This window comes from Serinicoccus marinus DSM 15273 (genome assembly GCF_008386315.1).
GTDB classification, from domain to species: domain Bacteria; phylum Actinomycetota; class Actinomycetes; order Actinomycetales; family Dermatophilaceae; genus Ornithinicoccus; species Ornithinicoccus marinus.
In genome coordinates, this window is the sequence record NZ_CP043808.1 from 802,541 (window position 1) to 824,230 (window position 21,690).

Here is a 21,690-nt window from a genome sequence, read left to right on the forward strand (position 1 = left end):
CGGTGAGGACGCAGCGGTAGGAAGGACGACCACGTGGCACGGATGGGCGAGAGCAGCGAGCTGCTGAAGTGCTCTTTCTGCGGGAAGAGCCAGAAGCAGGTCAAGAAGCTGATCGCCGGGCCCGGCGTCTACATCTGCGACGAGTGCATCGACCTGTGCAACGAGATCATCGAGGAGGAGCTGGCGGAGTCCAGCGACCTGGGGCTGGGCCAGCTGCCCAAGCCGCGGGAGATCTTCGACTTCCTGCAGAACTACGTCGTGGGCCAGGACCCGGCCAAGCGCGCCCTGGCCGTCGCGGTCTACAACCACTACAAGCGCATCCAGGCCGGTGAGGGCAAGGGCAGCGCCGACGAGAACGTCGACATCGCCAAGTCCAACATCCTGCTCATCGGGCCCACGGGCTGCGGCAAGACCTACCTGGCGCAGACCCTGGCCCGGATGCTCAACGTCCCCTTCGCGATCGCCGACGCGACCGCGCTCACCGAGGCGGGGTATGTCGGTGAGGACGTCGAGAACATCCTGCTCAAGCTCATCCAGGCCGCCGACTTCGACGTGAAGAAGGCCGAGACCGGGATCATCTACATCGACGAGATCGACAAGATCGCGCGCAAGAGCGAGAACCCCTCGATCACCCGGGACGTGTCCGGCGAGGGCGTGCAGCAGGCGCTGCTGAAGATCCTCGAGGGGACGGTCGCCAGCGTGCCGCCGCAGGGCGGCCGCAAGCACCCGCACCAGGAGTTCATCCAGATCGACACCGGCAACGTGCTCTTCATCGTCGGCGGCGCCTTCGCCGGGATGGAGAAGATCATCGAGTCGCGCACCGGCAAGCAGGGGCTGGGCTTCGGTGCCGAGCTGAAATCCGCCAAGGACGTGGGGGAGCACTTCGGCGACGTCCTGCCCGAGGACCTCATGAAGTTCGGGCTGATCCCGGAGTTCATCGGTCGGCTGCCGGTCATCACCACAGTGTCCCCGCTGGACCGGGACGCCCTGGTCAACATCCTCACCGAGCCGCGCAACGCGCTGGTGAAGCAGTACCAGAAGATGTTCGAGATCGACGGCGTCGAGCTCGAGTTCGCCGACGAGGCGCTGGAGGCCATCGCCGACCAAGCGTTGCTGCGCGGCACCGGCGCCCGCGGCCTGCGCGCGATCCTGGAGGAGGTCCTCCTCCCGGTGATGTTCGACGTGCCCTCCGACGACGAGATCGCCAAGGTCGTCATCTCCCGCGAGGTCGTGCAGGAGAACGTCAACCCGACGATCGTGCGCCGGGACGTCGCCCCCCGCAAGCGGCAGCAGCGCAAGGAGAGCGCCTGAGCGCTGGCCGTGCGCCGGGGGACCCGGTCAGCCCAGTCGTTCCAGACCGACCCGCAGCACGAAGACCGCGGCGGCCACGCTCACCAGGCCCAGGCTGACGCTGGCCACGACGAAGGCCACCCCGTCCGAGGCGATGGTGTCGTCGTGGTGCAGCCGGAGGTGGTCGCGACGGTAGCGCCCGGTGGCCCGGTGGTAGGCCCACCCGGCACCGAGGACCACCAGCCCGCCCACCAGGGCCGCCGTCGCCAGCCCGAGGTATAAACCGGTGAAGCGGGCGATCCCGGCACCGATGACGGCGAGCGCCAGGCACGTGCGGCGCCAGGCCAGCAGCGTGCGCTCCGGCTGCAGCCCCGGGTCGTAGGCAGGAGCGCTCACACCAGCAGCCCGATCGCGACGAGCAGGATCGCCAGGAGCAGCCCGACGGCGATGAACAAGCCGATGGTCAGCGGGGGCAGGGCGCGCCCCTCGCGCATCGCCCGCTCCACCCGGAACCACCCCACCCAGGCCTGCAGCGAGGCCAGCATGCCGAGGACCACGAAGACCGCGGAGGCCGCGAGCCGGAAGCCGGGGTCGACCGGCACCGGCAGCGCCTCCAGCGCCACGCCTGCCGCCAGGAAGGCCAGCGCGGTGCGGATCCAGGCGAGGAAGGTGCGCTCGTTGGCCAGGCTGAACCGGGGGTCCGGCTCCGAGCCGCGGGCGTACACCGACCGGGGCAGGCGGGTCGCCGACCGGCGCTCACTCATCCGGGCCCGCTCCGATCGGCTCGTCGCTCACGCGGACCAGCATAGGCAGGGACCTCATCCGTCCTGCTGGCGCTCACGTAGCCGCAGATAGCCCCCGAGCGTCAGCGCGAGCAGGGCCAGCCCGAGGATGCCGGGGACCGGACCGCCGGTCGCGGCACCGGTCGTCACGAGGGCGGCGAGCGCCCAGACGACCGTGGTGACGAGGGCGACGACCGCGCTATGCAGGGCATACCGCCGCAGCACGGTGGGCGGCAGGGTCGCCTGCGGGGGCACCGACGCGGCCAGCGAGGCGCTCGCGTGCACGACGAGCAGGCTCCACGTGGCGGGCAGCAGGGCCCAGTGCCACGGGCCGTCGACCCCCGCCCACCAGCTGGCGATGGCCCAGACGAGGAAGACGGCGGGCATGATGCCGTTCGGCTGGACCACGACGAGCAGGCCCAGGAGCACGGTGCCGACCCAGGCGACCGGCCCGCCGCCGCCCGCGGCCGCCTGGGAGAGGGCGAAGCCGAGGGCTCCCAGGACCGCCAGGAGCCGCACCCGCCGGTGGCTGGGGGTGGCGGTGCGCAGGTTGACCCAGTGCTCGCGCAGCTCGCCCACGGCTACACCCCCGCCCCGCGCCGCCGGTGCGACAACTCGCGCAGCACGACGTCCAGGCTGCCGGGGCCCAGCCACGGCACGACCGCCACGCCCTGGCGCCTGATCGCCCGGATCTCCCGCTCCCGCTCCAGCATCCGGATCCGCCAGGCGGTGCGGGCGAGCGGGTCGCGGTCGGCGCTCGGGACCACACCCGCGCCGCCCTCGACCAGCGCGTCCACCACGACGACCGACAGGCCGCGGGCGGCCAGCGTCGCGGCCTGGGTGAGCGCGTCGGGCGAGACGAGGGCCGAGATCATGACGACGAGCGTGCCCGAGCCCACCCCGAGGTGGACCCTGCGCGGGTCGGTCTCGTCGTCCACGGCCGGCTGGATCCGGCTCAGGGTGTCCAGGATGCGCACACCGTGCCGCCGGCCCGTTCCCACCGGGACCGTGAGCGGGGTGCGGGCGGACAGCACCCGCAGGCTCACCCGGTCGCCCTGCTGCAGGAAGTGCTCGCCGACGGCGGCCGCGGCACGAACCGAGCGGTCCAGCGAGCTGGGCGTGCCCGTCAGCCCACCGGAACGGCCGAGGTCGTAGTGCGCGTCCACGAGCACGGCCACGTGGGTGTCCTGGTCGGCGTAGCTCGAGGTCACGTGCAGCTCCCCGGTGCGGCTGGACCGCGGCCAGTGGATGCGGCGCAGTCGGTCGCCCACCTGGAAGGGCCGGATCGTGGCGAACTCGCTGCCGTCGCCCGGGCGGGTGGAACGGTGCATCCCGACCAGGCCGCGAGGGTGCGGCGCCGGGGCCGAGGTGTCGAAGGCGGCGGGCTGGGGCAGCACCCGCAGGCCCTGGGCCCCGACCGAGATCGGCCCCCAGCGGTAGGACCCCCAGGCGCTGCTGGCCGCCACCTGCATGGGCCCGATCCGGCGCACGCCCCACCGGGTGACCCGCAGCCCGACGAGCAGCCGTCGCCGGCCCTGCACGAGCGACCCCTCGGCGTCGACGACGGTGGCCGTGCGCTGGACCGGGAGGTCGTCGCTGTCCAACGCCGCGCGCATCCGCTCCTGGGCCACGGCCTCCACGAAGGGGCGGGGGTCAACGCCGCGCACAGGACGTGGGCGCCCTCGACCGGCTCGAGGTCGGCGACCGCCAGCGCCTGGTCGCCCTCGCGCACCTGAGCGTGCGACAGGGCGAAGCGGTGGTCCGGCCGGTCGGCGGGGCGCGTCGCCAGGCTCCAGGCGAGGACGACCACGAGCGGGCTGAGCAGCACGAGCAGGTCCGGGCGGCGCCACAGCAGCGCCACCGGGGCGACCAGCAGCACGGCCACGAGGCAGCGGGCGAAGGCGTGCGTCGGGCGCCAGGCGTCGGCCCGCTCGGTGAGCGACATCAGGCCTGCGTGCCGACGTCGCCGTCGCCGTGGCTGGGTCCGGTGCCGTCGTCCACGGTGGAGGCCCCGGTGCGAGAGCCGGGGACCGGCACCTGGCCCAGCGCGGCGGTCACGACGGCGGCGCCTCCGGTGTCCGACATCCACAGCTCGGGCTTGATCGAGATGCGGTGGTCCAGCACCGCGTGCGCGACCGCCTTGACGTCCTCCGGGGTGAGGTAGTCGCGGCCGCGGATGACGGCATACGCCCGCGCGGTGAGCATGAGCGCGAGCGAGCCGCGGGGAGAGGCCCCGACGAGGACGGCACGGTGCCGGCGCGTCGCCGAGGCCAGCTCGACGCAGTAGCGGGAGATGTCGTCCTCGACCGGGACGCGCTCGATCGCCTCCTGCATCGCGGCCAGCCCGGCGGCGTCCGTGACCGGCTCCAGCCGCTGGTCCTCGGTCTGCCGAGAGACGCGACGGCGCAGCACGTCCCACTCCTCCTCGGGCGAGGGGTAGCCGAAGGAGACCCGGGCCAGGAAGCGGTCGAGCTGGGCCTCGGGGAGCGGGTAGGTGCCCTCGTACTCCACCGGGTTGGCGGTGGCGAGGACGTGGAACGGCTGCGGCAGCGCGAAGGTCTGGCCCTCGACGGTGACCTGGTGCTCCTGCATCGCCTCGAGCAGCGCCGACTGGGTCTTGGGCGGGGTGCGGTTGATCTCGTCGGCGAGCAGCAGCCCGGTGAACAACGGACCCGGGCGGAAGGCGAACTCGGCGGCCTTCTGGTCGAAGACGAAGGACCCGGTGAGGTCCGAGGGCAGCAGGTCGGGGGTGAACTGCGCGCGGGTGAACTCCAGCCCGAGGGTCTGCGCGAAGGAGCGCGCGGCGAGGGTCTTGCCGAGCCCGGGGAAGTCCTCCAGCAGGACGTGGCCCCGGGACAGGATCGCGGTGAGCACCATGGTCAGCGCCTCGCGCTTGCCGACGACCGCCTGCTCGACCCGGTCGAGCACCTCGCCGGCGCGGCGCGAGACCTCCTCGGTGGTCAGGGTGGGTGTCTCGGTGCTGGTCTGGCTCACAGCTGCTCGACTCCTTCGATCGCGGTGTGCAGGGCGCTCTTGCTGCGCTTGCGCCTGTCGGTGGGCGGGCGGGTCAGGTAGTTCCACAGGTGGGGGTCGAGCACCGCCCGCGCCCGCTCGGGCTCGGTCTCCAGGTCGACGTCGTGGTGCGCCAGCAGCCGCTCGGCGGCCAGCTCCCGGACGACCGGGTAGATGTGGTCGCCCCGGTCGTCCCGCTCGAGCGCGTCCCGCAGGTCGCGCCGCAGCCGCAGGAGGCGGTAGTCCATGGCGTCCGGCGGCGCCGACTCCTGCCGTGGCGTCGACACCCAGTAGGCCTGCTCGACGTCGCGGGTGGTGCTCGTCGCGCCCCACAGCGCCAGGCCGAGGACGAGGCCGGCGAGGACCACGGCGAGGACGGCCAGTGGCAGGGCGTAGGGAAGCGAGCCGATGTAGTAGACAGCGCGCCGACGAGCAGCGCGCCGACCAGCGCCGGGGTCAGCTGGCGGCGCAGCGTGCGCCGGGTGACCGCGCCGTGGACCGTGGGGCTCACCGGGCCCCTCCGGCCCGCCCGGCCTGCTGCTCGCCCTGCTCCTGCGCCGCGGCCTCCTGCTCAGCGGCGCGGGCCTGCTCGGCCAGGACGCGCCGACGCAGGTCGTCATGGATCCGCTCGAGCGCGCCGACCGCCCGGTCGCGCTGCTGCTCGCTGACCGGGTGCCGGGAGAAACGGGCCTCGCGGTAGGCCTCGGAGAGCTCCCGGATCGCGGCCTCGTCGACCTCCCACCGGCCCAGCACCCGTCGGGTGAGCTCCGCGGCGGTCTCCGCGGGGTTCTGGTGCAGCCCGGAGCGGCGCACGGCGTCCTCGAGGGCCACCCAGCAGGCGACGACGGCGTTGCGCGGGTCACCCTCCGCGAGCGCCCGGTAGCGGACGTCGTCGCCGCTGGCCTCCAGCAGGGCGACGAGCTCCTCGTCCTCCTCGACGGTGAGCGGCTCCCGCTCGCGGACGCCGCGGTTCGCCAGCATCCGCAGCACCATGAGGACGACCGCGACCACCAGGACGAGGAACCCGATGAGCAGCCAGTCGACGGCGCGGCCCTCGGTCTCCTCGAGCTCGCCACCGCTCGCCTGCTCGGCCGGGGCCTGCGTCACGGCGGGCAGGTCGGGCATCCCGACCGAGGGCGCCCAGGTGCTCTGCGGCGGGCCGACGAGGGAGGAGCCGCTGCTCGAGCTCCACAGCAGCAGCGTGATGCCGGCCAGGGCAGCGACGACGGCGATGACGACCGTCGGACCCATGCCCCTGCGCATGGCCTCAGCCTATGCCGGGTCCACCACCAGGGCGACGTCCTCGACGCTCAGGGTGTCGGCGTCGGCGAAGGACACCTCGCCGACGACCTTGCCGGCGGCACGCAGGTCGTCCAGGGCGGACCGGACGTGGTCGAGCTCGGTCCCCGGCCCGGCGACGGTCGCGGCCGAGATCTCGGTGCGCATCTTGACCTTGGCCTCCGACTTGGCCCGCCGGAGCCCCGCCAGGGCCTGCCCGACGGTGGTCAGCAGCGCGGCCGGGGCGTCGTCCGCGGCGCGGGAGAGCTCCTCGACCACCGGCCAGGGCTGGGCGTGCACCGAGCTGCCCTCCTCGTGCCACCAGGACCACACCTCCTCGGTCGCGAAGGACACGACCGGCGCGAGCAGACGCAGCTGCACCGACAGGGCCAGCCGGAGCGCGGCCCGTGCCGAGAGGGTCGCGGAGGAGGGTTCGGTCGTGGGGCCCTCGGCGCTGAAGGCGCCGCCGTAGGCACGCTCCTTGACCAGCTCGAGGTAGTCGTCGCAGAAACCCCAGAAGAAGGACTCGGTGACATCCAGCGCGGTCGAGTAGTCCCAGCGCTCGTAGGCCTCGGTGGCCCGCCGGACCACGTCGGCCAGCCCGGCGAGCATGGCGCGGTCGAGCGGCTCGGTGACCAGCTCGGACTCCGCGGCGCCCTCCGGCAGCTCGCCGAAGGACAGCACGAACTTGCTGGCGTTGAGCAGCTTGATGGCGAGCCGGCGCCCGACCTTGACCTGGCCGGGGTCGTCCACGGTGTCGACGCCCGGGCGGGCGGCGGCGGCCCAGTAGCGCACCGCGTCCGTGCCGTTCGCCTCGAGCATCCCCAGCGGCGTGGCGGCGTTGCCCTTGGACTTGGACATCTTCTTGCGGTCCGGGTCCAGGATCCAGCCGTTGAGGTAGGCGTCGGTCCACGGGACCGAGCCGTGCTCGTGGTGCGCACGCACGACCGTGGCGAACAGCCAGGTCCGGATGATGTCGTGACCCTGGGGCCGCATGTCGAAGGGGAAGATCGCCTCGAAGAGCTCGGCGTCGGACCCCTCGCCCCGGCCCCCCCGGGTGGGCCAGCCGCCGGCGATCTGCGGCGAGAGCGAGCTGGTCGCCCAGGTGTCCATGACGTCGGTGTCGGCGGTGAAGCCGCCCGGGGCGTCCCGCTGCTCCGCGGTATACCCCGGGGGCACGTCGTTCACGGGGTCGACCGGCAGGCTGGCCTCGTCGGCGACGAGCACCCGGTCGTGGTCGACCTCGCCGTGGTCGTCGACGGCGTACCAGAGCGGGAAGGGCACCCCGAAGAAGCGCTGCCTGCTGATGAGCCAGTCGCCGTTGAGCCCCTCCACCCAGTTCGTGTAGCGGCTGCGCATGAACGCCGGGTGGAAGTCGATCTCCGCGCCGCGGGCGACGAGCGCGGCGCGCAGGTCCTCCTCCCGCCCGCCGTTGCGGATGAACCACTGCCGGCTGGTGACGATCTCCAGCGGCTTCTCGCCGCGCTCGTAGAAGTTGGCCTTGCGCTGGGTCCGGGTGGGCTCGCCGTCGAGGTCCCCGCTCTCGCGCAGCGCCGCCACGGTGGCCTCGCGGGCCGAGTGCGTGGTCTTGCCCGCGAGCTGCTCGGCATACAGACCCTCGCCCGGGCCGCCCGCGACCCACGCCGGCGTCTCGGCCTGGAACCGGCCGCTGCGGGTGATGACCGACCGGGTCGGCAGGCCCAGCTCGCGCCACCACATCACGTCGGTCATGTCGCCGAAGGTGCAGCACATCGCGATGCCGGCACCCTTGTCCATCTCCGCCGCCGGGTGCGCGAGGACAGGCACCTCGACCCCGAAGAGCGGGGAGGTGACGGTGGTCCCGACGAGGTCGGCATACCGCTCGTCGTCGGGGTGCGCGACCAGCGCGACCACCGAGCAGATCAGCTCGGGGCGGGTCGTCTCGATGTAGACCGGGTCCTGACCCGCACGGTGGTAGGCCACGCGGTGGTAGGCACCCGGGTAGTCGCGCGCCTCGAGCTCGGCCTGGGCGACCGCGGTCTGGAAGGTGATGTCCCACAGCCCCGGAGCCTCGGACTGGTATGCCTCGCCGCGCGCGAGGTTGCGCAGGAAGGCCTGCTGGGCGACCGCGCGGGAGCGATCCTCGATGGTGCGGTACTGCACGTTCCAGTCGATGGCCAGGCCGAGACGGCGGAAGACCTCCTCGAAGGCCTGCTCGTCGATGACCGTGAGCTCCTCGCACAGCTCGATGAAGTTGGCCCGGCTCACCGGCACCTGGTCGGCGGCCTTGAGGCTCTTGCCCTCACCGCCGCGCTGCGGCGGCGTGAAGTCGGGGTCGTAGGGGAGCGAGGCGTCCCCGCGCACGCCGTAGTAGTTCTGCACCCGCTTCTCGGTCGGCAGGCCATTGTCGTCCCACCCGATGGGGTAGAAGACCTGCTTGCCGGTCATCCGGTGGTAACGGGCCAGGCAGTCGGCCTGGGTGTAGCCGAAGACGTGGCCAAGGTGCAGGGTCCCCGAGGCGGTCGGGGGAGGGGTGTCGACGGCGAAGATCTGCTCGCGCGGGCCGGCCAGGGCCGCCTCCCGGTCGAAGGCGTAGACGTCGGTGTCCTTCCATACCCCGACCCACTTCTCCTCCAGGCCGTCGACGGACGGACGCTCGGGCAGCTGCGCCGGGCGGGAGGGAGCGATCTGGTGGGGTGCGTCATACCCGTCATTGTCACAGACCCCGGCGTCCCGACGGACGGGGATGGAGAGCGTCGAACGAGAGACGTGTGCCTGGTGTTCCGGGATCGGGTCACGTTTTGGTCACGATCGGGGTATGTCGTTGACCATCCCCCCGATGTGGCACACCGTGTGACGCATGTTGCGATCACTTCCCGTGCCCATGGGCGCCACCGAGACCACAGACCCAGAGTGGCTGCAGTCAATCGAAGGTGCGGTCGACAGCGCCTTCACCAACCTCACCGTGTGGTTCGACACCGTGCTCTTCTGGGCGCCGGACTTCTTCCCGATGCCTGGATCGTGGCCTGGCTCCTCGTAGGTGCCATCGTCATCACCATCTACCTCGGGTTTCCCGCAGCTGCGCGGCGTGGGCCTGGCCTGGAAGGTCGTGCGAGGGAACTTCTCCTCGCCCGACGACCCGGGTGAGATCCCGATCTCACTCCAGGCGTTGACCTCAGCCGTCTCTGGGACGGTCGGCCTCGGCAACATCGCCGGCGTCGGTGCTGCTGTGGTCATGGGTGGTCCTGGAGCCACGTTCTGGATGATCCTCGCCGGCATCCTGGGGATGGCGACGAAGTTCGCGGAGTGCACCCTCGGAGTCAAGTACCGCGAGATCCGCGCGGACGGCACCGTCTCGGGCGGGCCGTTCAAGTACCTCCCGGTGGCCTTCACCAAGTTCCCGAAGTTCCTGTCCGTGGGCCTAACCGGCGCCTTCGCCATCGCGATCCTCCTCTTCGGTGTCGCGGGGGGCAACATGTTCCAGTCCAACCAGACCTACGCCCAGCTGGTCCAGGTCACCGGCGGAGAGAACTCGCCGTTCGTGGCGTTGGCCTGGCAGTTCGGCGTCGGTCTCATCATCGCGGCCATCATCGGCGCGGTCATCATCGGCGGGATGAAGTCGATCGGTCGGGTGACCTCGACGCTGGTGCCGTTCATGGGTGGCATCTACGTCCTGGCCTGCCTCTTCGTCATCCTGAGCAACATCGGCCAGGTGCCCAGTGCGGTGGTGGCGATCGTCGGCGGCGCGTTCTCTCCGGAGGCCGTCGCAGGTGGCTTCCTGGGTGCCCTCATCGTGGGGCTCCAGCGATCGGCCTTCTCGAACGAGGCCGGGCTCGGCTCCGCGCCGATCGCCCACTCCACGGTGAAGACGCGTCGTCCGGTGTCGGAGGGCTTCGTCGCCCTGTTCGAGCCCTTCATCGACACGGTCATCGTCTGCACGATGACCGCGCTGACGATCATCATCGCGGACACGCAGTTCTACAACGACGCCCGCGAGGGGTACTTCAACGGTGACCCGGCCGCCGACGGCGTGGTCGTGACCTCCGAGTCCTTCGAGTCGGCCATCGGCTGGTTCCCGTACCTGCTGGCGCTGGCCGTCGCGCTGTTCGCCATCTCGACGCTCATCACGTGGTCCTACTACGGCCAGCGCGCCTGGGCCTACCTCTTCAACGACAGCAAGACCTCGGTGACGATCTACCGAGGGGTCTTCCTGCTCTTCACGGTGATGGGGTGTGTGCTGTCCTTCGGTCAGCTCATCGACTTCACCAACGTCATCCTCTTCCTCTGCGCCTTCATCAACCTGCTCGGCGTCTACTTCCTCCTGCCGGTCATCAAGCGCGAGATGAAGGAGTACTGGGCGGACTACCGCTCGGGCAAGCTCTACGAGCTCGGCAAGCTGGATGCCGACAAGGAGATCGCTGTCGAGGAGCTCGCCGAGGCCAACCAGGTGAGGGACGACTCCGGTCAGAACCGCCTGGCCGACCCCGACGACGACGGATTCGGAGCGGGCGGCGCCACCACCCCGCGCGACCGGCGCTGACGGGTATACCGCAACGGCGAGGGCCGGGAGCAGCCACCGTGCTGCTCCCGGCCCTTCGCCGTCCGGGAGCTGCCAGCGTCCCGTCGACACCCCCAGCCAGAACGGCTCCAGAGTTCATGTGAACGCTGGAGCCGGTGACCTCCGGCGCGGCGGCCGGACGGAGCGGACCCCGTGGGCATACCTGTGGACAAGTTCTGCGCGTGCGGTGCCCGGTGCGGCACCGTGCTGCGGTATGGAGCTCGATCTCACCCGACCCTTCCTGCGGTCAAAGGGGCTCGCCGCAGGGCTGACCAAGCACCACCTGGACGGCGCCTCCTTCCACTCGGTCTTCGGGAGCGTCCGCCTGGCCGCCGACGTCCCCCTCACCCCCGAGATGATGGGACGCTGCGCCGCCCTCGTGGTCCCGCGGTGCGCGGCAAGCCACCAGACCGCGGCACGGATCTGGGGCGGGGTGGTGCCGGAGACGTCCACCACGCACGTGACCGTGCCCGACGCACGGTCCCGCCGCTCGCGGCGGGGACTGCAGAGCCACGTCGACGCAGGAGCGACCGTGCGCAGGCGGCGAGGCCTGCTGCTCACCGTACCCGCGCAGACCTTCCTCGATCTCGCCGTGCCGCTGTCCTGCGTCGACCTCGTGGTCCTGGGCGACTCACTCGTCCACCAGCGATCCACGACGATCCAGGAGCTGGACCGCGCGCTGGTCGAGCACGGCACTCGGCTGCCCCGGCTTGCCCCGCAGGCAGCCGCCCTCGTCCGGGCGGGAGCCGAGTCGCCGATGGAGACCCGCACCCGCTTGGTGCTGGTCCTCGCCGGTCTGCCCGAGCCGGAGCTGCAGCACGAGGTGGGTGACGAGACCCGCCGGTTCCGCCTCGACCTGGCCTACCCCGAGCTCAAGATCGCCGTCGAGTACGACGGGCGCCAGCACGCGGACGACCCACGCCAGTGGCAGCACGACCTCGCCCGGAGGGAGTGGCTGGACGCCCACGGGTGGCGGGTGATCGTCGTCACGACCACGGACGTCTACGCCACGCCCTGGGCCACGGTGCGTTCGTGTCGCGGGGGCGATGGCGGCGCGGGGCTACGTCAAGCCGCTGCCGTCCAGCGCCCCGCCCGCGTTCGCTGCGCACTTCCCCGGCCAGCCCTGGCGCCGCACCTGATGACCTTCGTCCCGCCGGCGCGCCGGTCCCGACCGGCTCCAGCGTTCATGTGAACGCTGGAGCCGCTCAGGTCGGGCGTGTCGCCGGGACGACGGGGGCGGGGTGGATCTCGCGGGTCAGCGCACCGGGGAGCCAGGTCCGAGGGGGAGTCCGACGGCATACCAGAGCACGAAGAAGGCCACCCAGCCGACGAGGATCGCGAGCGAGGCCGGCAGGGTCATCGCCATGAGCGTGCCGACGCCGGCGTCCTTCTTGTAGCGCTGCAGGTAGGTCAGCATGAGGGCGAAGTAGACGTTGAGCGGCGTGATGATGTTGGAGGCGGAGTCGCCGATCCGGAAGCCCATCTGCGCCACCTCGGGGGCGATCCCCAGCAGCATGAGCGCCGGCACGATGACCGGCGCCATGAGGGTCCACTGCGCCGAGCCGCTGGTGATGAACAGGTTGAGCACGTAGGTCATGAGCACGACCAGCAGGATGACGACGAGCGGCGGCACACCCAGGCTCTCGATGGCGTTCGCGCCGGAGACCGCGAGCACCGTGCCCATGTTGGACCAGCCGAACCAGGCGATGAACTGCGCGGCGGCGAAGAAGAGGACGAGCACGGGGGCCAGGTCGGACATGCCCTTGGCCATGAAGGTGGGCAGGTCGCCCCACGAGGTGATCGTGCCCGCGACCCGTCCGTACGCGACGCCGGCGACGACGAACAGCCCGGCGATGAGGATGGACACGCTGAGGATCGCCGGCCCGGTGAGGATGGCACCGTCCTCGCCGCGCAGGGGCGAGCCCGGGATCGCGGTGATGATCGCGACGACGGCGAGGAAGCCGAGCGCCGCGAGGCCGCCCACCTTCAGCGCGCGCTTCTCGGTCTGGTCCAGCTCCGCGTCCTCGAGGCTCTCGAACTCCGTGTCAGCCGCCTGGTCGTCGTCGCCGGCCGCGTCCTCGCCCGCAGCGTCCCCGCCGGCCTCGTCCTCGTCGACGTCGCCGGCCTCGGAGTTCTCCGACCGCCACCCCTCGGCCTCCATCCGAGGGCTGACCCAGCGCTCGAAGACCACGGTGATGATGACCGCCAGCAGGACCGAGGAGACGACGGTGAAGTAGATGTTGGCCAAAGGGGAGACGACGTAGTCCTCCTCCACCAGCTGGGCGGCCGTCGTCGAGATGCCGGCCAGCAGGGGATCGGTGGCGTTGATGATGAGGGAGGCGTTGAAGCCGGCGCTCACGGCGGTGAACCCCAGCCCGATGCCCACCAGCGGGTTGCGCCCCACGGCGAGGAAGGCCATCGCGGCCAGCGGTGGCAGGATCACGGTGATGGCGTCCGAGGCGATGGACCCGGTGATGCCGGTCAGGGCGATGGCGAAGGTCAACCACCGGCCCGACACCGAGGTCACGACGAGCCGCACGGCGGCCATGATCATCCCGCTGCCCTCGGCAACGGCCACGCCGAGCATGACGACGAGCACGATCCCCAGCGGCGGGAAGCCGGTGAAGTTGCTGATCGACTCCACCACCATGCGGCGCAGGTTCTCCACCGTGAGCAGGTTCTCGATGGCGACCGGGGCGTCCTCGCCCGGGACCTGCACGCTGATCGGGGTCTGGCTGAGGACGGCGCTGAGCAGGGCGACGAGGATCGCGAGCCCGGTGAAGAGCCAGAACGGGTGGGGTATGCGGTTGCCCCAGCGCTCGATGACGTCCAGGACGCCTCCCTGCCGGGAGCTGGTGCTACGGGCCTCTTCGTCCGTGTCCATGCCGTTCCTCTCTTTCCGCTACGGCAACGTAACTCAGACCGGGAGCACGTGCGCACCTGGCCCGCCGGTGGCCCGGAGTGCCGTCCTGGGTCGGCTAGCATGGAGGCACAGGCGTCCGAGCCGTCATCAGCGGCAAGCCTGCGGAAGAACGGCCACCGTGACCCGACGGTGAGCCCACTAGACCCGCACGGGGCAGGCCCGTCACAGCCGGAACGAAGCGGCACGCCGCGCCAGCAGGCCCGACCGGGGCCGGGGGTGAGCGGCGGGCAAGCGAGGTGGTACCGCGGTGCCGACCGGGCTCATCCCCCGGGCAGCGTCGTCCTCGTGGCAGCAGAGCACGACTGACACGAGTCCGACGACGACGCACCAGGAGCAGGAGCCACCCCCCCATGGCCTACCCCCGCACCAGCACCTCCGCCGACGCGCTCACCAGCTCGCCGCGCTTCCCGGAGATCGAGCAGGCCGTGCTGGCCTACTGGCGCGAGCACGGCACCTTCGCCAAGAGCGTGGAGCAGCGTGAGGCCGGGGAGGACGGCGCCAACGAGTACGTCTTCTACGACGGGCCGCCGTTCGCCAACGGACTGCCGCACTACGGCCACCTGCTCACCGGCTACGTCAAGGACGTCGTGCCGCGCTACCAGACGATGCGCGGGCGCCGGGTCGAGCGGCGCTTCGGGTGGGACACCCACGGGCTGCCCGCCGAGCTGGAGGCGATGGACCAGCTCGGGATCAAGACCAAGGACGAGATCCTCGGCCTCGGCATCGAGGCGTTCAACGCCAAGTGCCGCGAATCGGTGCTGAAGTACACCGACGAGTGGCAGGACTACGTCACCCGGCAGGCGCGGTGGGTCGACTTCGAGCACGACTACAAGACGCTCGAGGTCGACTACATGGAGTCGGTGCTCTGGGCGTTCAAGAGCCTCTACGACAAGGGCCTGGTCTACGAGGGCTTCCGGGTGCTGCCCTACTGCTGGAACGACCAGACGCCGCTGTCCAACCACGAGCTGCGGATGGACGACGAGGTCTACCAGGTGCGCCAGGACCCGGCGGTGACCGTCGGTGCGCGGCTGCTTCCGGGTGAGGGTCCCGACGAGGTGCTGGACGGCGCGCTGGCGCTGGTGTGGACGACGACGCCGTGGACCTTGCCGGCGAACCTCGCGATCATGGTCGGCGAGGACATCGAGTATGTCGTCGTGCGGGCCCCGCTGCCCGGCGCCACCGGCGAAGGCGCCGGGTCCGGCGGCGGTGAGCGCTACCTCATCGCGAAGGAGCGGCTCGCGGCCTACGCCCACGAGCTCGGCGAGGATCCGGAGGTGCTCGGCACCTACACCGGTGCCGAGCTGACCGGCCGGTCCTACGTGCCGCCGTTCTCCTACTACGAGGGCTGGGAGCGCGCCCACCGGCTGGTCGTCGCGGAGTTCGTCACGACCACCGACGGCACCGGCCTGGTCCACACCGCGGGCGCCTTCGGTGAGGACGACAAGGTGGTCACCGACCGCGAGGGCATCGAGCCGGTCATGCCGGTCGGCCCGGACGGCGCCTTCACCGCCCCGGTGGAGGAGTACGCCGGGATGCTTGTCTTCGACGCCAACGCGCCGATCATGGACCACCTCAAGGCGGCCACCCGCAACCAGCTCGGCGGGGAGCAGCACGAGACCGGCTCGGTCACCGCGGGCACCGTGCTGCTGCGGCGAGAGTCCTACGGCCACTCCTACCCGCACTGCTGGCGCTGCAAGCAACCGCTGATCTACAAGGCGGTCTCCTCCTGGTTCGTCGAGGTGACGGCCTTCAAGGACGACATGCTGCGCACCAACCAGGAGATCACCTGGGTGCCCGAGCACATCAAGGACGGCCAGTTCGGCCGGTGGCTGGAGAACGCCCGCGACTGGTCGATCTCCCGCAACCGCTTCTGGGGCAGCCCGATCCCGGTGTGGCGCAGCGACGACCCGGCCTACCCGCGGATCGACGTCTACGGCTCCCTGGAGCAGCTCGAGGCCGACTTCGGCGGGCTCCCGCGCGACCGCGAGGGCAGCATCGACCTGCACCGCCCCTTCGTCGACGAGCTGACCCGGCCCAACCCCGACGACCCCACCGGCAAGAGCACCATGCGCCGGGTCGAGGACGTGCTCGACGTGTGGTTCGACTCCGGGTCGATGAGCTACGCCCAGGTGCACTACCCGTTCGAGAACGCCGACTGGTTCGAGCACCACTTCCCGGCGGACTTCATCGTGGAGTACATCGGGCAGACCCGCGGCTGGTTCTACACGCTGCACATCCTCGCGACCGCGCTCTTCGACCGGCCCGCCTTCTCGACCTGTCTGTCCCACGGCATCGTGCTCGGCAGCGACGGGCAGAAGATGAGCAAGTCGCTGCGCAACTACCCGGACGTGCGGGAGGTCTTCGACCGCGACGGCGCAGACGCGATGCGCTGGTTCCTCATGAGCAGCCCGATCCTGCGGGGCGGCAACCTCATCGTCACCGAGCAGGGCATCCGGGACGGCGTGCGCCAGACGATGATCCCGCTGTGGAACGCGTGGTACTTCTTCGGGCTCTACGCCAACGCCGCCGGGTACCAGGCGCGGTGGTCCACGGACTCCGAGCACGAGCTGGACCGGTACGTCCTCGCCAAGACGCGCGAGTTCGTCGAGGCGGCGCAGGCCGCCTACGACGGCAACGAGATCGCGGTCGCCGCCGAGGTCATCCGCGACTTCGTCGACGTGCTCACCAACTGGTACATCCGGCGTTCCCGCGACCGCTTCTGGGCCGAGGACGAGTCTGCCTTCGACACGCTCTACACCGTGCTCGAGATCACCTGCCGGGTCGCCGCGCCGCTCCTGCCGCTCCTGACCGAGGAGGTATGGCGGGGGCTCACCGGTGGTGAGTCGGTGCACCTCACCGACTGGCCGGAGGTGGGCGACCTGCCCGGCGACGCCGGTCTGGTGGCCGCGATGGACACGGTGCGCGAGGTCTGCTCGGCGGCGCTCGGGATGCGCAAGGCGCAGGGGCTGCGGGTGCGCCTCCCGCTGCCGCGGCTCACGGTGGTGCTGCCGGACTGGGAGTCCTTCACGCCGCCGGGCAACCGGTCCCGGGCCCGGATGGTCACGCAGGTCGTCATGGAGGAGGTCAACGTCCGGCAGCTCACCGTGCTCGACGCGAACGACCCGGACGCGCTGGCCGATCTCCAGATCGAGCAGCGGCTCACCGTCAACGCCCGGGCCGCCGGGCCCCGTCTCGGCAAGCAGGTGCAGGCCGCGATCAAGGGGTCCAAGTCCGGCGACTGGTCCGTCGGCGACGACGGCGTGGTCACCAGCGGCGGCATACCGCTGCAGGAGGGCGAGTTCACCCTGGAGACGGTCGTGGGCGAGTCCGCCGACGGCGCCTCGTCGTCCGCGACCGCGCCGCTGCGCGGCCACGGCGGCGGCTTCGTCGTGCTCGACACCGAGGTGACCCCGGAGCTGGAGAAGGAGGGTCTGGCCCGTGACCTGGTCCGCGCGGTCCAGGGCGCCCGCAAGGATGCCGGGCTGAACATCAGCGACCGGATCAGCCTGACCGTCGTCGGTGACGACGAGGTGTGGGACGCCGCGATGGCCTACCAGCAGCTCGTCATGAGCGAGACGCTCGCCGTGCAGTTCGGGGCGGCCGGGGCCGGGCAGCCGCTGCCGCCGGCCAAGGACGGTGCGCACTCGGGCACCGCCGACCTGGGCGGTGGGCATACCGTGCAGCTGCTGATCAGCCGACGCGAGGAGGCAGGACGATGAGCGACAACATCTTCGCCGGCGACGACGGCAGCACCGAGCTGCCGCTGGACCCGGGCGGCGCCGTGCCCCCCGCCGAGGAGGGCTCGCCCCGGGCGCCGGAGGCGACGTCGCCGGAGCTGCTGGCGCGCTACGCCGAGGTCAGCGAGGCGATCTTCGCGCGCACCCCCGAGCACATGCCGCAGCCCACCCTGCACCGGGTCGCCCGCGTCATGGAGCTCATGGGTGACCCCCAGCACAGCTTCCGGATGATCCACCTCACCGGCACCAACGGCAAGACCTCCACCGCGCGGATCACCGAGCGGCTGCTGCGCGAGATGGGTCTGCGCACCGGCCGGTTCACCAGCCCGCACCTGCACGACATGCGCGAGCGGGTCAGCATCGACGGGGAGCCGGTCTCGATCGAGGCCTTCCTCGCCGCCTACGACGACGTCCTGCCCTTCGTCGAGATGGTGGACGCCGAGAGCATGGCGTCGCCGGACGAGGCGGACCGGGTCCGGATGACCTACTTCGAGGTGATCGTCGCCCTCGCCTACGCCGCCTTCGCCGACGCCCCGGTCGAGGTCGCCGTCGTCGAGGTGGGCCTGGGCGGCGTCTGGGACGCCACCTCGGTCGCCGACGGCGACGTCGCGGTCCTCACCCCCGTCGCGCTCGACCACACCCGTCTGCTCGGCTCGACGCTGGAGGAGATCGCGGGCGAGAAGTCGGGGATCATCAAGGCCGACGCCCTGGCGGTCGTGGGGGTGCAGGAGCCGGAGGTCATGCAGGTCCTCACCGAGCGTGCCGAGGAGGTCGGAGCGCAGGTCCACGCTGAGGGCGTCGCCTTCGGGGTCCTGGCCCGCGAGGTCGCGGTGGGCGGGCAGCAGCTGTCCGTGCGCGGCCTGGCCGGCGACTACACCGACCTGTTCCTGCCGCTCTTCGGTGCCTACCAGGCGCACAACGCGGCGATGGCGATCGCCGCCGTGGAGGCCTTCGTCGGGGGTGGCGAGCAGCCGCTCACCGACGAGGTGCTGCGCGCGGCGCTGGCCGACGTCAGCTCGCCGGGCCGGCTGGAGATCGTCCGGCGCTCCCCGACGGTCCTCGTGGACGCGGCGCACAACCCGGCCGGGGCCGCGGCGCTGGTCGAGGCGGTGCGGGAGTCCTTCACCTTCACCCGGCTCGTCGGGCTGCTCGCGGTCCTCGAGGACAAGGACGCCGAGCACATGATCCAGGCGCTGGAGCCGGTGCTGGACCACGTCGTGGTCTCCCGCACCACCTCGCCGCGCGCCATCCGGCCGCACCGTCTCGGGGAGCTGGTCGCGGAGTACTTCGGCGAGGACCGGGTGACCGTCGTCGCCGACCTGCCGGACGCCCTCGACGTCGCGGCCGGTCTCGCCGACGACGGCGGGGTCGGCGGCGCGGTGCTCGCGACGGGCTCGGTGACGACCGCGGCCGAGGTCCGTGAGCTGCTCGGCCGGCAGACCGCCTAGCGGCTGGCGACGGCCTCGGCGGGCAACGCGCTCCAGCCGGTCACCTCGGGTATGCGCACCGCGCCGGCCCGCGGGGCACGGCAGGTGAGCCGTTGCGGAGCAGCCAGACGTTCGACCCCGGTGGCCCGCCAGGCACCCTGGCCGCGCACCCTCACGTCGGTGTGCCACCGGCCGACCACGGGGGCAGCGCCATCGTCGCGGTCGTCCCCGGCGGGGGCCTCGACCGGCAGCTCCACGGGGGCGCCGAGCGGGTGCACCGCGTCCCACGGCACCTGCCACCGGGCCAGGGCCGCCAGCACCGCGCTCTGGACCACGCGGTGCTGGCCGAGGGCCCCTCGCAGATGGGCGACGCTGGGCGCGCCCTCGCGATGGTCGCGCACCAGCCGGGCGGCGGTGCCGGGGTCGAGCGCGCCGTAGCAGGCGCCGTCCGGCAGGACGAGCAGGTTCGCCGCGAAGCGGTCACCGCCCGTGTGCGAGCACTCCCAGGTCTGGTCCGGCCAGGCCTCCTGCAAGGCCACGGCCACCGGTCGACCGCGGACCGCGCAGCAGACGTCCTTGCGGCCGTGGGTGCAGACCAGCAGCAGCTGCTCGTCGTCGGCCGAGGCGTCGGTGAGGCCGACGGGCTCGGCGGCGGCCGCGCGCGCGGCCGCCGCCCCGGCCATCTGACGCAGCCGCGCCGCCCCGGTGAGCAGCTCGGCACCGGAGCCCCAGGCACCGCGCACCACCCGCGACCCGGGAGGGGCGCCCGGGTCGACGGCATACCAGCGCCACGGGCCCTCGCGCCGAGGCTGCTCGCCCGGGCGTCGGATGAGCAGCACCCTGGCCCAGGCCGCCGCGCTCTCCCGGAGGACGTCGTCCCGCACGTCATCCGGGAGGGCTTGGAGGGCGTCGAAGGGCCACCCGCCCGGCACCTCGACCAGTAGCAGCCGCGGCTGCGGGGGTGCGGTCCCCGGCAGCGGGTCCGCGCGCTCCCGCGCGGCGTCCGAGCAGCGGAAGCTCTCGGTCATCGGTGCCCGTCGCCCGACCCGGGCACGACGGCGATGCCGCGGGTCAGCAGCCCGCGCGCGAGCTGCAGCGCGGCGTCCTCGTCGAGGCCCGCGGCGCCGCCGAGGTCGCGCACCCTCACCGGCCCGCCCTCCAGCAGGAGGTCCAGGGCCGGGCGGTAGGAGGCCGGCAGGGTGAACGCCGCGACGCGCGAGGTCACGGTCACCCGCTCGTCCTCGTCCTCCAGCTGGGCCACGAGATGGGGGCGCAGCAGGATCTCGTCGTCGACGGTCAGGGACTGGGCCGCCGCGACCTGCGCGAGCGGCCGCACGGCCGAGGGTCGGGCGCTGCCCCGCTGTCGTGCGTGCAGGGTCGCGGCCAGCTCGTCGGCCGGTAGCTCCCGCAGCCGCCGCAGCAACGTCTCGCGCACCTGCTCGACGTCGTCGTGCCAACCGCCCGGATCGGAGAGGTCCACGCCCAGGGGCAGGCTGCGGCGCACCTCGTCCTCGGCGCCGAGACCGGCAGCGACGAGGTCCAGCGCCGAGGTCGCCAGGTGGTGCCGGGTCCATGCGTGCACGCCGATGGTCAGGTGCGTGCTGACCTCGCCCATCGCCCGGGCCGAGTGGATCCAGCCGCGGGGGAGGTAGAGGCAGTCGCCAGGCTCCAGGGTCGTCTCGAGGTGGGCGGGTCGCTGGGCGGCGGCAGTCACCTCCTCGCGCCGGTCGGTCCACGGTTGGCTGCGCAGCGGCTGCGGGAGCACCGGCTCGCGCAGCGACCAGCGCTTGGTCCCGGAGATCTGCAGCACGAAGACGTCGTGCACGTCGTAATGGTCGTCGAAGCCCTGGTTGGCCGCCGGGGTGACGTAGGCGTTGACCTGCACCGGGCTGCCGAGGTCGGCGGCCAGGTCGTCGGCGAGGACGCGGATCGGCGACCACGTGCGGTGCAGGCCCTGGAGGACGATCGTCGCCCCGTCGGCGAAGAGCCGGAGCAGCTTGCTGTCGTCGACCTGGTCCGGCATCCCGGCGCCGGTGCCGCCCGAGGAGGTGAAGGCGCTCTCCGGCAGCGTGGACCCGTCCTTGGCGACCCGCAGGAAGGGGGTGCGCAACCCGCGCTCCGAGACGAGATCGTCGACGGCGTCCAGGGAGAAGAGGTCGTCGAAGGTGTCACCACCGCGGTCGGCGACCCCGGCCAGGTGGAGGGTATGCCCCCAGTGGTCCCGTGCGAAGTCCTGCGGGGACAGCGAGCCGAGCAGTCGGGTGAGGGCCGGTCTCCCGGCCCTCACCCGGTGCGATCCGATGTCGGTCACTCGGCGGGACCGTCAGCCCCGCCGTCACCACCGGCACCGGCGTGGCCGTCTGCACCGCCGTCGGCTCCGCCGTCGCCACCCGGGCCGGCGTGGCCGTCCGCGCCGCCGTCGGCTCCGCCGTCGCCACCCGGGCCGGCGTGGCCGTCCGCGCCGCCGTCGGCTCCGCCGTCGCCACCCGGGCCGGCGTGACCGTCCGCGCCGCCGTCGGCTCCGCCGTCACCGCCGGGGCCTGCGTGACCGTCGGCGTCGCCGCTGGCGGCCTCGGTCGCCTCCGGCACGTCCTGGAACGGGTCGTTGTCCTGCGTGCTCATGTCGTCCACCCTTCTGTCGATGGTGCTGCCGCGAGGTCCACGGCCTCAGCACGAGCATCCTGCGTGGCCCGCCGGCGTGCAA

Annotated in this window: 18 protein-coding genes; 6 read left to right on the forward strand and 12 right to left on the reverse strand. The window is 72.2% G+C overall.

The window, feature by feature from the left end:
- The first annotated feature begins 33 nt into the window (after nt 1–33).
- Complete coding sequence (gene clpX, locus FU792_RS03960) at nt 34–1,311, forward strand: ATP-dependent Clp protease ATP-binding subunit ClpX (protein WP_022924256.1); 1,278 nt, start codon at nt 34–36, stop codon at nt 1,309–1,311.
- Nucleotides 1,312–1,338: 27 nt separating this feature from the next.
- On the opposite strand, the gene FU792_RS03965 is transcribed toward clpX, so the two are convergent.
- The 8 genes from FU792_RS03965 to valS all read right to left on the reverse strand — a co-directional run bounded on the left by FU792_RS03965 (nt 1,339) and on the right by valS (nt 9,029).
- A complete protein-coding gene (locus FU792_RS03965) occupies nt 1,339–1,686 on the reverse strand; it encodes a DUF202 domain-containing protein (protein ID WP_022924255.1) in 348 nt (115 codons plus the stop codon).
- Nucleotides 1,683–2,054: a YidH family protein gene (locus FU792_RS03970; RefSeq protein WP_022924254.1), complete on the reverse strand. Its 372-nt coding sequence runs from the start codon at nt 2,052–2,054 to the stop codon at nt 1,683–1,685. The genes FU792_RS03965 and FU792_RS03970 overlap by 4 nt, the downstream gene beginning before the upstream one ends.
- A 54-nt stretch (nt 2,055–2,108) precedes the next feature.
- Nucleotides 2,109–2,651, reverse strand: a complete 543-nt coding sequence (locus FU792_RS03975) for a hypothetical protein (protein ID WP_022924253.1) — start codon at nt 2,649–2,651, stop codon at nt 2,109–2,111.
- A 2-nt stretch (nt 2,652–2,653) separates the two neighbouring features.
- The gene (locus FU792_RS03980) at nt 2,654–3,739 is read right to left on the reverse strand and encodes a DUF58 domain-containing protein (RefSeq protein WP_149814556.1); all 1,086 of its coding nucleotides are present in this window, start codon (nt 3,737–3,739) and stop codon (nt 2,654–2,656) included.
- A 277-nt stretch (nt 3,740–4,016) separates the two neighbouring features.
- Complete coding sequence (locus FU792_RS03985; protein WP_022924251.1) at nt 4,017–5,066, reverse strand: AAA family ATPase; 1,050 nt, start codon at nt 5,064–5,066, stop codon at nt 4,017–4,019.
- Nucleotides 5,063–5,452: a hypothetical protein gene (locus tag FU792_RS03990; RefSeq protein WP_149814557.1), complete on the reverse strand. Its 390-nt coding sequence runs from the start codon at nt 5,450–5,452 to the stop codon at nt 5,063–5,065. Before FU792_RS03990 ends, FU792_RS03985 begins: the two co-directional genes overlap by 4 nt.
- A 139-nt stretch (nt 5,453–5,591) precedes the next feature.
- Entirely contained in the window at nt 5,592–6,347 is a 756-nt protein-coding gene (locus FU792_RS03995; protein ID WP_084485085.1) for a DUF4129 domain-containing protein, read from the reverse strand.
- 9 nt (nt 6,348–6,356) lie between these two features.
- Entirely contained in the window at nt 6,357–9,029 is a 2,673-nt protein-coding gene (valS, locus tag FU792_RS04000) for a valine--tRNA ligase (RefSeq protein ID WP_149814558.1), read from the reverse strand.
- A 172-nt stretch (nt 9,030–9,201) separates the two neighbouring features.
- Here valS and FU792_RS04005 point away from each other — a divergent pair, with 172 nt between their 5' ends.
- From FU792_RS04005 to FU792_RS04015, 3 genes are all read left to right on the forward strand, one after another.
- Complete coding sequence (locus FU792_RS04005) at nt 9,202–9,381, forward strand: hypothetical protein (RefSeq protein WP_149814559.1); 180 nt, start codon at nt 9,202–9,204, stop codon at nt 9,379–9,381.
- Nucleotides 9,382–10,881 carry an alanine/glycine:cation symporter family protein gene (locus tag FU792_RS04010; RefSeq protein ID WP_149814560.1) on the forward strand — a complete coding sequence of 500 codons (1,500 nt, stop codon included), beginning with the start codon at nt 9,382–9,384 and terminating at the stop codon, nt 10,879–10,881.
- A gap of 232 nt (nt 10,882–11,113) precedes the next feature.
- Nucleotides 11,114–12,091 carry an endonuclease domain-containing protein gene (locus FU792_RS04015; RefSeq protein ID WP_149814561.1) on the forward strand — a complete coding sequence of 326 codons (978 nt, stop codon included), beginning with the start codon at nt 11,114–11,116 and terminating at the stop codon, nt 12,089–12,091.
- Between the two features lie 63 nt (nt 12,092–12,154).
- Here the strand turns inward: FU792_RS04015 and FU792_RS04020 are convergent, their stop codons facing one another.
- Entirely contained in the window at nt 12,155–13,783 is a 1,629-nt protein-coding gene (locus tag FU792_RS04020; RefSeq protein ID WP_028130878.1) for an AbgT family transporter, read from the reverse strand.
- 389 nt (nt 13,784–14,172) lie between these two features.
- On the opposite strand from FU792_RS04020, the gene ileS reads away from it, so the two are divergent.
- Together ileS and FU792_RS04030 are read left to right on the forward strand one after the other, a co-directional pair.
- On the forward strand, nt 14,173–17,541 hold the full coding sequence (gene ileS, locus FU792_RS04025; RefSeq protein WP_022924245.1) for an isoleucine--tRNA ligase: 3,369 nt from the start codon (nt 14,173–14,175) through the stop codon (nt 17,539–17,541).
- Complete coding sequence (locus tag FU792_RS04030; RefSeq protein WP_022924244.1) at nt 17,538–19,007, forward strand: bifunctional folylpolyglutamate synthase/dihydrofolate synthase; 1,470 nt, start codon at nt 17,538–17,540, stop codon at nt 19,005–19,007. The genes ileS and FU792_RS04030 overlap by 4 nt, the downstream gene beginning before the upstream one ends.
- On the opposite strand, the gene FU792_RS04035 is transcribed toward FU792_RS04030, so the two are convergent.
- Genes FU792_RS04035 through FU792_RS04045 form a run of 3 tightly spaced genes read right to left on the reverse strand, consistent with a single transcriptional unit; the run spans nt 19,004 to nt 21,608 of the window.
- Nucleotides 19,004–20,014 (reverse strand): sucrase ferredoxin, encoded by a 1,011-nt coding sequence (locus FU792_RS04035; RefSeq protein WP_022924243.1) that lies wholly within the window; start codon nt 20,012–20,014, stop codon nt 19,004–19,006. The genes FU792_RS04030 and FU792_RS04035 overlap by 4 nt on opposite strands.
- Nucleotides 20,011–21,297: a cupin domain-containing protein gene (locus tag FU792_RS04040; RefSeq protein WP_022924242.1), complete on the reverse strand. Its 1,287-nt coding sequence runs from the start codon at nt 21,295–21,297 to the stop codon at nt 20,011–20,013. The genes FU792_RS04035 and FU792_RS04040 overlap by 4 nt, the downstream gene beginning before the upstream one ends.
- A complete protein-coding gene (locus FU792_RS04045) occupies nt 21,294–21,608 on the reverse strand; it encodes a hypothetical protein (protein WP_028130875.1) in 315 nt (104 codons plus the stop codon). The genes FU792_RS04040 and FU792_RS04045 overlap by 4 nt, the downstream gene beginning before the upstream one ends.
- Between the last annotated feature and the right edge of the window lie 82 nt (nt 21,609–21,690).

What these genes read in the sequence shown, in the direction of transcription:
- FU792_RS03970 (WP_022924254.1), bottom strand. Translation starts at nt 2,054, where the DNA reads ATGAGTGAGCGCCGGTCGGCGACCCGCCTGCCCCGGTCGGTGTACGCC.
- FU792_RS03995 (WP_084485085.1), bottom strand. Translation starts at nt 6,347, where the DNA reads ATGCGCAGGGGCATGGGTCCGACGGTCGTCATCGCCGTCGTCGCTGCC.
- FU792_RS04005 (WP_149814559.1), top strand. Translation starts at nt 9,202, where the DNA reads ATGTTGCGATCACTTCCCGTGCCCATGGGCGCCACCGAGACCACAGAC.
- FU792_RS04015 (WP_149814561.1), top strand. Translation starts at nt 11,114, where the DNA reads ATGGAGCTCGATCTCACCCGACCCTTCCTGCGGTCAAAGGGGCTCGCC.
- FU792_RS04020 (WP_028130878.1), bottom strand. Translation starts at nt 13,783, where the DNA reads ATGGACACGGACGAAGAGGCCCGTAGCACCAGCTCCCGGCAGGGAGGC.
- ileS (WP_022924245.1), top strand. Translation starts at nt 14,173, where the DNA reads ATGGCCTACCCCCGCACCAGCACCTCCGCCGACGCGCTCACCAGCTCG.
- FU792_RS04030 (WP_022924244.1), top strand. Translation starts at nt 17,538, where the DNA reads ATGAGCGACAACATCTTCGCCGGCGACGACGGCAGCACCGAGCTGCCG.
- FU792_RS04035 (WP_022924243.1), bottom strand. Translation starts at nt 20,014, where the DNA reads ATGACCGAGAGCTTCCGCTGCTCGGACGCCGCGCGGGAGCGCGCGGAC.
- FU792_RS04045 (WP_028130875.1), bottom strand. Translation starts at nt 21,608, where the DNA reads ATGAGCACGCAGGACAACGACCCGTTCCAGGACGTGCCGGAGGCGACC.